The 12,702-nt window shown below is 61.6% G+C and carries 9 protein-coding genes and 1 pseudogene; 2 read left to right on the forward strand and 8 right to left on the reverse strand.

Annotated features, from left to right (window positions below; genetic code table 11):
- Positions 1-138 precede the first annotated feature (138 nt).
- The 3 genes and pseudogenes from VIG90_RS04100 to VIG90_RS04110 all read right to left on the reverse strand — a co-directional run.
- Positions 139-795, reverse strand: a pseudogene (locus VIG90_RS04100) (DUF932 domain-containing protein); the annotation flags it as partial.
- Positions 796-1,450: 655 nt separating this feature from the next.
- Positions 1,451-2,173 (reverse strand): anti-sigma factor, encoded by a 723-nt coding sequence (locus VIG90_RS04105; RefSeq protein WP_331592175.1) that lies wholly within the window; start codon positions 2,171-2,173, stop codon positions 1,451-1,453.
- 4 nt (positions 2,174-2,177) lie between these two features.
- Positions 2,178-2,666, reverse strand: a complete 489-nt coding sequence (locus VIG90_RS04110) for an RNA polymerase sigma factor (protein ID WP_331592176.1) — start codon at positions 2,664-2,666, stop codon at positions 2,178-2,180.
- Positions 2,667-2,747: 81 nt separating this feature from the next.
- On the opposite strand from VIG90_RS04110, the gene VIG90_RS04115 reads away from it, so the two are divergent.
- Positions 2,748-4,058: a S8 family serine peptidase gene (locus tag VIG90_RS04115; protein ID WP_331592177.1), complete on the forward strand. Its 1,311-nt coding sequence runs from the start codon at positions 2,748-2,750 to the stop codon at positions 4,056-4,058.
- A gap of 117 nt (positions 4,059-4,175) precedes the next feature.
- Positions 4,176-4,841: a hypothetical protein gene (locus VIG90_RS04120; RefSeq protein ID WP_331592178.1), complete on the forward strand. Its 666-nt coding sequence runs from the start codon at positions 4,176-4,178 to the stop codon at positions 4,839-4,841.
- 862 nt (positions 4,842-5,703) lie between these two features.
- Here the strand turns inward: VIG90_RS04120 and VIG90_RS04125 are convergent.
- The 5 genes from VIG90_RS04125 to VIG90_RS04145 all read right to left on the reverse strand — a co-directional run.
- Positions 5,704-6,261 carry an alkaline phosphatase D family protein gene (locus tag VIG90_RS04125; protein ID WP_331592179.1) on the reverse strand — a complete coding sequence of 186 codons (558 nt, stop codon included), beginning with the start codon at positions 6,259-6,261 and terminating at the stop codon, positions 5,704-5,706.
- Positions 6,262-6,524: 263 nt separating this feature from the next.
- A complete protein-coding gene (locus tag VIG90_RS04130) occupies positions 6,525-7,469 on the reverse strand; it encodes a glycerophosphodiester phosphodiesterase family protein (RefSeq protein WP_331592180.1) in 945 nt (314 codons plus the stop codon).
- 52 nt (positions 7,470-7,521) lie between these two features.
- Positions 7,522-9,093, reverse strand: a complete 1,572-nt coding sequence (locus tag VIG90_RS04135; protein WP_331592181.1) for an alkaline phosphatase D family protein — start codon at positions 9,091-9,093, stop codon at positions 7,522-7,524.
- Between the two features lie 139 nt (positions 9,094-9,232).
- A complete protein-coding gene (locus VIG90_RS04140) occupies positions 9,233-12,193 on the reverse strand; it encodes a TonB-dependent receptor domain-containing protein (protein ID WP_331592182.1) in 2,961 nt (986 codons plus the stop codon).
- Between the two features lie 297 nt (positions 12,194-12,490).
- On the reverse strand, positions 12,491-12,702 hold a 212-nt coding region (locus VIG90_RS04145; protein WP_331592183.1), incomplete at its 5' end, for a hypothetical protein.

A 12,702-nucleotide genomic window follows, 5' to 3' on the forward strand; every position in this document is an offset into this window, starting at 1 on the left:
ACTCCCGACATGCTATGGTCCCCTGCCGGGTTTCCCCGGTTGCAGCTGTTACCAGCCAAGGTAAGTCGGGTGGGCATTGGAACTCCAGCAATCCAAGTAATCTATTGATTACACTCAGTGAAACACGCCGACACGGCGCACAAGAAACAGAAACACATCGCGGTCGCTGGCATACAGCGTCGTCGTGTCCTTGGTGACATCGACATAAGGGTTGTGGGTCATGGTCGACCAGTCGAGCACGCCCGGCACCTTCCACCGGGTGTCCCCTATCCCGTTGCCCGCAATTCTCATGACCGCCCCGACCAGCTCATGATCCCAGATGCGGCCATATTCGGGTCCGGTCACGGCCCTGAGTTCCAGGCGGTCGTCTTCCGTTGCCAAAAGCTTGATTGCCTCGCTTCGTCTGCTCAGCAAACCATGCTGGAGATTGATGCCGGCCAATACGCTCGGCAGCGAGCGCAGGTAAGAGGCCGGTGCGCCAACCAGGCTGCACAACTGCCCGAATGACCAGTGCGTCGGCGCGATTGGCTTGTCCTGATGGGGAGCGACAAGCCAGAGGCCTGATCCCTCCTCCTGCCGCGCCTCCACATGGAGCTTTTCAGTCGGAACAATATGGGTCGAGGCACGCTCCGCCCGGCTTTTGACCGCATGGTACAGCTCAGGAAGGCTGAGGTAGCGCTCGTCATCCGGGCGGTTGAACCACTCGCTCGAGACGCGGCCAATGCAGCTGCCGCGGGAGATGTCGACACGGTACGCGCCACTGACTGGCGGGGAAGAGAGAAGACGTGTTTGCATGGCTCGTCCTTTCGAGGTTTAGAAAGGAAAGAGGCATCCCTTTTCTGATACCCCTTTCACCTTCCCCCTCCCCTCTTCCTCTTCTTGCAGGAAAGCGGCCGAGGCATGCGCATCCTGGACCATCGCCGCAGCTGCACGGGCGAGTTCAGTTTTATCTATTAGGCGTTAGCAGACCCTGACGGCAGGCAAAGGGCAGGTTCCGTCAAAGGTCGCGGAGATCAGGCTGACCGGCCGCATACAGGAGCACGGCAAGCCAAGCGATTGCCCGAAGGCTGCTAAAGCTGGCGTCAGCTCCGCGCCCAGATCTGATAACGCTGAGACGTAACTCTGTTCCAGAAACCCGACGAACAGACCTAGACGTCACATCCAGACAGCCTTGCTCTGAGCCACCCGATCAGCAACGCGATGCCAGCCGTGAGCCTCCTGGAGTTGATCGCCCCAGCAGCGGATATTCTCCAGGATACCAAATTTCATTTCGGTATAGTACAGGATAGGCTAGCACCGTGCTCCCGGCGGGACTCTCTGGTTGCCAGAAGATGTCGTAACCGTTTGCACAGGCCCAGCCACAGAAGGGACAGTCTTACCCCGGAGCGTTGCGGCTTTACCGTTGACCAGGGAAGCGAAGATGCGCTGGCAGAACACAGGCTGTTGATCACTACGGCATTTTCGCCGGACTCCAGCCCGCGGCCCGCGCCGCGCGCTCCTGCTCACCATCCAGCGCTTCACCGGCGATGAGACCGTCGATCAACTCCGCGCTACCAAGGCTCGTCGCCAAACGATAGTCACCGGTTTGAATGCGCTCGCGATGCAGCAGGCCTGTCAGCTGCCATTGCTTCCCCTCCCGACAGGCGACACCCTCGGCCGTCTCGACCGCAAAGCTCCGGCAGATCGCGCCATCAGTCTTTCTGAAGGTCAATCCGATCCGGACAGGATCGCTGGCGCTTTGAGTGCTGGCGAGTTGCGTGTCCAGCGCATCTTCCAGCCAGCTTGATGCCACCAGTTGTCCGTCACGTTCCTTAACCGGTCCCGTGCCACCGCCGTTAAAGACGGCACCGCCGATAAGACCAGCAACCAGGGTCGCTGCCATTGCGGCCCAGTGAGACATGCCCCACGAAGACTGCCGGCGATCCCGGCGGGACCGCTCCTCTGCCAGGGACACGACAGGGGCGTCCGATACGCCAGTCATCGAAAGCGCCCGTGGAACCGGTGCGTCCAGAACCGTCGAGAATGCCCTCTGCAGTTCCCCCGCCAAGGCCCGGTGTTCGGCGACCATCTTTTGCAAGGCCGGGTCTGCGGCGATCTCCGCCTCGATCCGGGCACGCTCCTCACCTTCGAGTTCGCCGTCAATGTACGCGAATAGTGTTTCTTCGTTGGTCATTGGATTATCCCTCCTTGACCATGGCAAGCAGCGCGGTGCGCCCCCGGACCAGACGGCTGGAGACAGTGCCGATCGGCAGATCCAACAGTTCGGCGGTTTCGCGGTACCCAAGGCCCTCGATGAGCACGAGAGCAACGACCTCGCGCTGCTCGGGCGGCAGTTGCTCCATGGCACGCATCAATCGCTTCAGATCAAGGCTGGCTTCCATCTGCGCTGTCGGATCATGCCCGACATGCTCATATGCCTCTGCCGGTGCCATGATCTTATCGCTGCGCGCGCGTGATCGGGCAGTGTCGATCCAGCAGTTGCGCATGATACGGTACAGCCATGCGTCGAGCCGGGTGCCCTCCTGCCATTGCGCTCTGGCGCGAAGCGCACGCTCGATTGTGGTTTGGGTCAGGTCGTCGGCATCGATGCGGTTGGCCGTAAGGCCATGCGCGAAACGCCGCAATCGCGGCAGCATCGTCTCCAGTCCCTTCTCAAATGCGCTCAAATGAGTTTCCTGTGTTCATGCGGATGAAACGACTTAACCTGTACGTTTTATCCCGCAAGTTCAAATAAAGAAGGATTTGTCGTGGCTCGCTCCTACCGTCGGATAACACTCCTGTTCAGTGCGCTCACCATGGGTGCTGGCGACGGCCATGCTCAATTGCTTCCGCCGCTTGGGGGCGTGCCGGACCAGGTCCTGGGGGGCGTCCTTGGCGCTCCTGCAAACACACCTGTTGTCGTCCCTGTGATCGACCGCCTCAACACTGTTGGCGGTTCCGTGACGGAGAATACAGCAAGCCTGCTCGAACTGCGCCGCGCGCGCCTGCGCGCGCTGATCCGTGACAACCGCCGCGTTCTTGAGAGCGATCGCGACGGCAATCCCGTGCGCAAAGGCGAGATCATCGCCCTCGACCCATCGGCCGATACAATGGCGCGGGCGCGCGCCGCCGGATTCCGGCTACTGCGCCACGAGCGGATTGAAAGTCTGAATTTGCACGTTGTCACCTTTGGTCCGCCCGACGGCGAAGACACTCGTGATGGCCTGGCGCAGCTTAGACGGATCGCGCCGGAAGGCGTGTTTGATTTCCATCATGTTTTCGAACCGGCAGGGGGCGCGCTGATGTCGCAGAACGGCGCTGCTGCCGTGGGTTCGGCGTCGTCAGGGCGGCCGGCCATCGGCATGATCGACGGCGGGGTCTCCAATCATCCGTCGCTGCGCGATGCGGCTATCGAGCAGCGCGGCTTTGCCGCAAAAGGTGCACAGCCGAGCGGCCACGGCACCGCTGTAGCGTCTCTGATGGTGGGATCCGACGGACGCTTCCAGGGCGCGGCTCGTGGGGTCTCCCTGCTGGTCGCTGACGTCTATGGCGGCGATCCGGCAGAAGGATCGGCGGCGGCCATCGCGCATGCGATCGGCTGGCTGACTTCGCGCGGCGTTCGTGTCATCAACATGAGCCTCGTGGGACCAGCCAACCCGCTGTTGGAACGCGCGATTGCCGCGGCACGCAGGAGCGGCGTTCTCATCGTGGCCGCCGTCGGCAACGACGGTCCGGCGGCTCCTCCATCATACCCCGCGTCTTACTCCGGCGTCGTTGCCGTGACCGGAGTTGACGCACGCAACCGCGCGCTCCCCGAGGCCGGGAAGGCGCTGCATCTTGATTTTGCTGCACCCGGCGCCGACATGGCCGCTGCCCTTCCTGGCAGTGGCTATGCAACGGTCCGCGGCACATCCTTCGCTGCGCCGTTCGTGACTTCACGGCTTGTGATGACGGGCGACGCAGCTTCCCCGATCGAGGCGCTCTCACGAGAAGTGACGAAGGGCCGGGGCAAGATTGGCAGGGGAATTGTCTGCGGCTCCTGCCGAATTTCGCCCCGCGATGTCGGTGCCAGGCGATAGCCCGGCCGCGGCAATGCTCGCTCAAAAAAAAATTAGCTGCCGGGATGAAAGCGGAGGGAGGCGTCGTTTAAATTCTCGAAGGAAGCGCCGGAGACTTCCCATTTCAAGGAGACTGAAATGAAAAAGCTGATTATTGCAAACACTCTGATCCTTTCCGTCTTTACAGCGGCTACGCCGGCCCATGCCCAGCTGCTGGGTGGCGGACTTGGCGGTTCGCTGGGCGGCGCCGTCAATGGCGCGCTGGGAGGCGCCGGATCTCTTGGCGGCACCTTCAATTCCGTCGGGTCTGCGACCCAGAGCATCACCGGATCGGTGAACGGCTCGGGCAGCGCTCATGCCGGTAAGTCTGTCAATGCGAAATCCGGCTCGGCCAATGCGGATGCAGGCCTTGCCGGCACGCTCACCGGCGCTGTCGGCAGTGCTACCTCCGCCGATGTTTTGGGCAAGTCCGTTGGCGGCAGCGCCTCCGCCTCCGGCAGTCAGTCAGCCAGCAAAAGCATGAACGTCGGTGCGCAGGGCATCGGAACCGATGCCGTCAGCGCTCTGGCGGGGCAGGCATCAGGTGCGGCCACTGGCAGCGCCAGCGGCGCGGCAACGACTGCCGGCCGGGCCGCCAGCGGAGCGCAGGGGTCGGGCCAGGGCGCTGTGTCGGGCATGGGGTCTTCTCTGGCCGGCAATTCGGCACCCGCTGTGCCTGCGCCGTCGCTCAGCGGCGGTACCTCCGTCACCGCCTCGGGTTCGGCAGAGGGACGCGGGACGCCCGGGACGGAAAATTCTCAATAACTTTGGATCGCGTTCCTTCCTTATATGGAAGGAACGCGGCCCCGTCGTCCTTCCTCTTACAGATCGCGTAAATGCTCAGAGACATCCCACGGCTGATCATGCGCCGCCACGAGCGATCTGACCTGCTCGTCGCACAGGGGATTCTGCCGATGGGTCTGCGAGCTGAAGATCCTGGCGGGTGTTCTGGCAGGCAAAAAGCGTGTGGTCGGTTGCATCAGCGCCCAGCATCGGGCGGCACTCGGGGAGACGGCGAATATCTGATGACGACCCGGGGGCTGCCGCACTGATGGGAATTAAGCAGCGGCAGCATCCCTTGAAGCGCGAAGTTCTGATGGAGCCGCAGTAACCGCTATGCCTGTCATAGCTGCACTGATGCCAACAACGCGCCCAAAGCCGACCGCGCAATGCTTATCTAACGTCGTCCGAAAGCGGACGAAAAGTGACTGGTTGCGTTGTGTTATGGAGTTTTTGATTCTGGCGTGCTCTGGTGGCGGGGGCGGCGAGGCCACTGTGGTTGCGCAGTCCGGCGACCAGCACGAAAGGTCGCAGAGGCGGCGACGCTGCCCAAATAATCGGGCAGGGCCTTGGCATAGAACCCGCACACGCTCATGTCCGTGCTCGGGCCAGCCGGCGATTTTAGCAGCAATTGGCTCCGCTTGTCGGCTGCCGACCGCTAGGCGCATCCGCTCTAACTGGCCTAGGGGCCAAAATAGACGGGCAGCTACCTGCCGCGATACCGCTAGCATGCTGCGAGCTAGACGGTGATGCCGCTCATACGATAGTGCAGCACCGGGCTATCAACGCGTGGCGGTATTGATGATTGCACTGCGCCCAGGTCGGCGGGGACGCTTGAGCGAAGCAGTCAACAAATGCTGCCGCTTCCCGCCGTTCGGCACGACGAGAGCGGGCGATGATAGAAATCCCTAAGCTTTATGAGCAGCGGCTGATCAGGCGTGACAACGTCGCTGGGGAGCGTACTGATCCTCCCGGCGGGCATCCCCACATGCTCCATCACCTTGACGTCCATCATCGACAGTTTTGGGGTCAGGTCGTAGATCTGATAGCCGCGCTGCTGCACCATCAGTTCCATATGCGGGTTGTATGGCCTTACCGCTTCTTTACCGGTCCAGCCGGTATTGGAATCTCCGCTAAAGGAGATGGAGGATGACATAAATTCCACGGCCAGAGCCGGGTCTTCCGGCTCCACTTCATTGACCGGCACGTGTGCGACGCTGTGGTGACAGGAATTGCCGGTACCGATCACCACGTTCGTTAGCTTGCGATCCACGATCGCCTGCTTAGCCGCTGCCTGCGCTGGCGAGCTGAACTGCTGTGTTTGGGCAGAGCCTGGTGCGCTCACTGCCGCAGCAGTAGCAACAGCAGCGAAGGATATGCCGCAATGTTTGGAAATAGATCTCATCTTAAGAGGCCCCTGCTACGCTGAGCTTCCCCTCAAGACGACGAGAAACAATTTTTCCATTATACCAAATTATATTATTTTTTATAGATTATTATTTCAATTTTATTACGTACTTTGGTAAACATTTATCTCATAATGGTCCAAATCCCATACGAAGAGCACGGCGTGCTCCCTATTTAACTGTAGATGAGGGCGCATTCTGCCAACCGCACCAAACATGGCCCTTGGCAAAGAGGGCAAATGCGGGCTGTTGGGATTGCCTCTCAGGGGAAGAAGCGAGTCCGGATCAGGCGCAGCATATCAGGAAAATCCGTGCCGACATGCCGGATACCAATGCTGAAGAGCCTTTCGTAAACCAGCGGATCCTCGATGTTCCAAGGTTGCACCTGCACGATAATGCCTTTAGCGGAAAGCTCATCCTGCACGTCCAGCATGAAACGATCGCTCATATTGAATGCGTCGGTTCCGGCCACGGGCCGGTAGTGCATATGCACGATGTAGACCCCGGCAAAATCCGTGGCGCGCAGGCTGTTCAGGATTGCGTTGATTTCCTCTTGGCTGCCCCCCATCCAGATCATCGTTTGCGAGCCTGGCACCCGCCGACGCCACTCCTGAATCAGGTCGTAATGCTGGGTGGTGAAGATCACCTGCCGATCCACGCCGTGGCGCTTCACCATGCCGGACAAGACATCCAGATCGATCTTTTTGTAGTCAAGGTAGAGGAACTTGCGCGGATCCTGCGCCATCACGGCGAAGACTTCGTCGAGTGTGGGGATGCGCTGGCCGGGATAACCTCGAAAGGCGCCCACGTCCAATGTCTTGAGTTCGGCGAGCGTCAGTTCTTCCACCGGCTTCGCGCGGATATGGTCGGGCGCGCCAGGAGCGGTACGCGTGACCGTGGAGTCGTGAATAACCACGATGACGCCATCCTTCGAGGTGCGCACATCGGCTTCCGGCACCATGTTGCGCGCCCAGGTATATTCAAACGCCTCGATCGTGTTTTCCGGCTGGTGCATACCGCCGCCGCGATGGATCGGAATCGAAAGGACCCCGTGTTCGGCGTACATCCCGGTAAGGGCGTTGCGCAGCGCCCGTTCATCGGACGAGACCGGAGACCCTGCAGACCGCGCTTTCGCGAAACGCGGCAGGCCGGAGGAGAGTGCGAGGCCGCCCACGGCCTTGATCAGTCTGCGACGTTCCAACATCATATCTGAACCACTTTTCTGAATAGAGGGGCAGGCGCGCGTGCTTGCGAAGCCGTCAGGCCCGATGAAGCATCGGCGCATCGGGCGTCACGACGAAGGATGCGAGCGTGCTGATCTTGCCGCCCGGAGCTTCAACCTGATCCATCACCTTGACGTCCGTCTCCCAGCGCTCCGGCGTAATGTTGAAAAGCAGATAGCCTCTCCTGTCGGTATAGAGGTCGAAGTGCGGGTTGTTTCTCATCATGTGGCCAAGGCCCGCCTCGCCCTTGCCGTTCCCTTCAGATGAGATGGACGCCGCCTGGAATTCCACCGCGACCTTTCGGCCATCCAGATCCTCATCGCTCTCCGGCACCGAGCCTACGAGGTGGCGATGATGATCGCCGGTCGCGATGATCACGTTCGATAGATCATGCCTGCGAATGGAATCGATCAGTCGCTGCCGGGCGGGGCGGTAACCATCCCACAGGTCGGTGGCGAATTGCGCCTGCCCCGCATCCGGCTCGCGAAAATCAACCGGCATCACGATGATCTGCTGCGCAAGCAGGTTCCATGTCGCCTCAGCGTCCCCTAACCCTCTGTCGAGCCAGCTCTCCTGCGCGTCGCCCAGCACGGTCGGAGCCATATGCGCCTCGGGCGGGCAGGGATTCTTCCGGAAGTTGTCGCCACACGGCTGATCGGCCCGGTAGGATCGGGTGTCCAGCACATGCATGCGCATCAGACGTCCGTACTCGAGCCGGCGGAAGGCGGTGAGGCCGCCGGTCGTCGGAAACTGCGCCTTGCGCACGGGCATATGCTCGTACCAGGCCTGCAGGGCCGCATAACGCCGCAGCGCGAAGATCTCCGGGCTCGTGCCGTCCTGATCGAAGTCGCTGGCCCAGTTGTTGTCGATTTCATGGTCGTCGAACGACGCCGCGAAGGCGCAGGCCGCGTGAGCCGCCTGAAGGTTCGGGTCGCTCTTGTACTGGGCGTAGCGCCGCCGATAGTCATCGATGCTGTAAATTTCGTTGCCGACGTGCTGTCGCACGATGGCCCCTCTGTTCGGCCGCGGCCCGAGCGGTGTTGGTCCTCCCTCGTAGATGTAGTCGCCATAGTGGAAAATGAGGTCGAGATCCGGCTCCGCGGCCAGATGCCGCCAGGCGTCGTAGTATCCCATCTCATAATGTTGGCATCCGCCAACGCCGATGCGCAGCCGCTGAACCACGGCATCGCGTGCGGGCGCCGTGCGCGCAATGCCCACCGGGCTTACGTCCGACCCTGCGACCGCAAAGCGATACCAGTAGTGTCGGTGCGGCCGCAGCCCATCGACCTCCACATGGACCGAATGCGCGAGTTCCGGCAGGGCCTGAGCCTCGCCCTTGCGAACGACGCGCGAAAAGCCTTCATCCTCCGCAACTTCCCATTGGACCGGCACGCGCGCGGCGGGCATCCCTCCATGTTCGTCGAGAGGCCGGGGCGCAAGCCGGGTCCAGATCACGAAGCCGTCAGGCCAGGGGTCTCCTGCCGCCACGCCAAGGGTAAACGGGTTGGCGCCAAGCGGCGCGGCAAAGAGCGGAGACCGGGAAAACCCGGCAAACAGGGCCAGGCTTCCGGCGGTTTTGAGGAGCCGGCGACGATCCAGTTTCAACATATCTTCCCTTCCAAGCAGGCGGCCGTCAGGCAGGCAAACGTGCGTCTCGCGCCCCGGGGAGGCATGAGCAAGAGCGGCGGTGTCGAAGGCCGCCGGCGCCTTTTCCTTTAAAAAAAGTGCCGGCAGTCTTCGAAGCGGATCAGAACTTGAAGGTGTAGGACAGGCTGTAGGAGCGCCCCACCAGGTCATAGACCGAGCTTGCCGCGTAGATCCCCGGCTCGCCGAAGGCCATGTAGGGAGGCATCTTGTCGGTGAGATTGTTGATGGCGAAGTTCAAGACGTGATTGCCGAAGGCATACCGCGCGGACAGGTCGAAATAGGTGCGCGAAGGCACGCTGTTGTCGTCGTACTGCTCTTCTGTGCCCATGTTGTCGCCCTTCCCGCCATCCTGGTAACGGGTGCTGAGCGCAAGACCGAACGGCCCGATGTCATAGCTCGTCGTCAGGTTGAAGCGGAACTTCGGATAATTGTACTGGCCGTCGTAGAAAATGTCGCCTTCCGGAGCGCCCGGCGTCGTCTCGAACCTGTGCTCGATCAGGTAGGTCCCCGCGAACTTCAGGCCGACCCGGCCGGGGCCGACCATCGCCGAATAGTTCATGCCGATGTCAATGCCCCTGGCCTGCATGCGCGAGATGTTGCCCTGCTGGGCGTTCACATAAAGCGGGGCCCCCGCCGGCAGCAGCACGCCTTGCTGTTCCGTCGGGACATCGGGCGTCTGGTTTCGCGCCTGCGCCCTGCAATACTGGTTGTCGATGGTCGGCAGGTCGACGCACAGGTTCAGGATCTGGGTGTAGCTCAGCTGGTAGACGTAGTCGCTGATCTTGATGTCCCAATAATCGACGGTCATGTCGAAGCCGGGAAGGAAAGCGGGTTGCCAGACGAAGCCGGCGGTCAAGCTGTTTGAGGTTTCCGGCTTCAGGTCCGGATTACCGCCGGTGGTGATATGCGGACCGGTCTTGATATCCGGCAACGGGGCCACAACGCCCAGCGCACGGCAATTGGCCTCGCGCGTCGGGGTCTTGCTGATGTCGCCCGCTTCGCACGGGTCGGAGATCGAGCCGGTGGTGGTGCTGGTGACCATGGGCTCGTACAACTCGCCGAAGTTGGGCGTGCGCACGCTGCGCGACCTTACCCCCCGAAGGGTGAAGCCCTGGAACGGCTCCCAGATCAAGCCCGCCTTCCAGGCGTGCGTGCCGCCGACTGTGCTGTAATCGGAATAACGATAGGCCAACTCGAGGTCGAGGCGGCGCGCAAGGGTTACATCCGCGAAGATCGGAGCAACCACTTCGGCGAAGGCCTCCTTGACGTCGGATTTGACATCCAGCTCCGAGCGCCTGCTCGGGCCGCCGCCGTAAACCAGCTCTCCCGACAGGGCCAGGGGGTCATCCCTGTTCTTCAGGGTATCCTTGCGGTATTCCGCACCCAGCGCGAACTTCATGTCGCCCGCCGGGAGCGGGAACAGGGAGCCGTTGATCTCCGCACCGGCCGATTGCTGCGTGACGGTGCGGTATTCGTCGCGGTCTCCCAGCACGTAATCCATCAGTTCCTGGCTTGGTTTTTCCATGCTGAAGATGTTCAGCGGCACGCAGCCCGCGGCCCGCGCGGCCTCGTCGCGGCATACCGGCAAACCGTTCGGCCCCGTGATCACGTCGCGCGCGGCAAGCCAGCGAGACTTGATCGGCACGTTGCCTTCGACGGCGTGGTCCTTGAACCTGCCGTACTGGTAGAAAGCGCTCCAGTTCAGGGAATCGCTCAGGCGTCCTGTAACCTCAGTGCCGGCGGTGATGGTCTGGCGGTTGTGCCGTATGTCGCGAACCGGGAAGTTGCCGTATGTGCGATCGATATTCAGCGACGTCAGGCCGTACTGCTGCATCACCTCGCGGATGGACTCCGGCAGGAACGGATTGTCCAGATAGGCCTTCGCGCTGCCCACGCCCATGAACGTGGTGCGGGTGTCATCGCGGTAATAGGTGCCTGCGCCGTCATAATTGTTCTTGGAATAGCTGAAGTAACCGGACCAGGTCGTATCGTCGGTCAGATCGAATTCGACGCGACCCAGCGCGGAGACCGCCTCTTCCCCGCCGCGGATCTGGTTCATGTCGGTCAGGTTCCGGCCATCGCCGCCGCTGCCGAGCGCGAACTGCGCCGGGGCCTTGTCCATGTAGACGTCATGGACCATCGGGCGCACCGTGCCGCCCTCCTCCAGCATGAAGCGCGTGTTGATCGCCTGACCGTTGACCGTGCCCAGCCAGAAGTTCGGCTCGTAGGCGTAGTAGTGCTGCCGATAGTTCCAGACGTGGACGCGGTCCGGAATGCCGTCGGCGGTGCCGGTGTTGGCCGGATTGGGCAGGAGAAGCGGTTGCTGCGTCCAGTCGTAGCGGTCGTACATATAAAGCGAGTCGGTCCTGGAATAGGTGCCGCCCACGGACACCCGGCCGCGACCGTCGGCGAATTTGAAGCCGGTGGAGATCGAGGCTTGCCCATTGCCCGCATCGCCGCGCTCGGACAGCCCGCCGGTCACGGAGACGGTCGTCTCGGTGATGTCCTTCTTCGTGATGATATTGACCGCGCCGGTCACCGCATCCGCGCCATAAACGGCCGCCGCGCCGCCGGTGATGATCTCGACCCGATCGATCATGCCGAGCGGGATCGTGCCGATGTCAACGGCGGAGGAACGGGTGGAACCCGATACCCGGCGCTTGCCGTCGATCAGCGTCAGCGACCGGTTCGTGCCGAGATTTCGCAGGTTGATGAACCGGGCGCCGGAGTCCCAGCCGGTCGCGCTGCTGTTCAGGCTGGTGCCGCCGAAGCCGAGCGCCGGGTTCTGTTGCAGCACGCTGTAGATGTCATTGCCGTTGAAACGGAGTGCCTCCTCCATCTTGACGACGCCGACCGGCATCGGATTGACCAAGTCGGCACGCGCGATGCGCGAACCGGTGACGATGATGTCACCAGCTTCCGTCGCCGGGATGTCTGCCCCCCTGGAGCCGACCTCCATCTCGCTTGCCACGGCAGACGCGTCCGCCTGGACAACGGCAGGCAACGTGCCGGCAAAAGCGATGGCCAGAATCGAAGCTGCAGACCGGAAACACTGTGCCACTGGTTAACCCCCTTAATGCACGAGACATCGACAATGTCCGGTTCTTAGAAGCAGGGTTATGTTACGGGCTGATGTCAAATTTGTTTCGCTTCAAAGATTTAGCGGCTCGGCGAGGCCGGACGCCCTTGCTGCCTGCTTCTGCTCCTGATCTTTGGGCTGGGTGCCAGAGAGTTTATTGCTGCAGTCGGTCAGCAACCGGCTCGCGAATTGATAAAAGACCCAAATACAGGCGCATCCGACTTGGCGGCCTTCAGGCAATGCGGAGCCTACGATAGGCCGCGTTGCAGCGGTGCCGCCTCAACGCCTGCTATCCTTATCTTGTGGCCGATACCTGTTCGTCAGCAACCCGCCAGCTGATGCCGTAGATAAAGGCCTTTGCTGCTGCGCCTTAGCTGTCGACAGTGCCGGATTGATCCGATCAGGCGACAGTGCTGAAACAGTTGCAAGAACCGGATCGCTGCCTACGGCCACCACCAAGTCTGACATCTGATCGGACAGGCAACTGTTGA

Source organism: Pedomonas sp. (assembly GCF_036515995.1).
Taxonomy (GTDB): domain Bacteria; phylum Pseudomonadota; class Alphaproteobacteria; order Sphingomonadales; family Sphingomonadaceae; genus Pedomonas.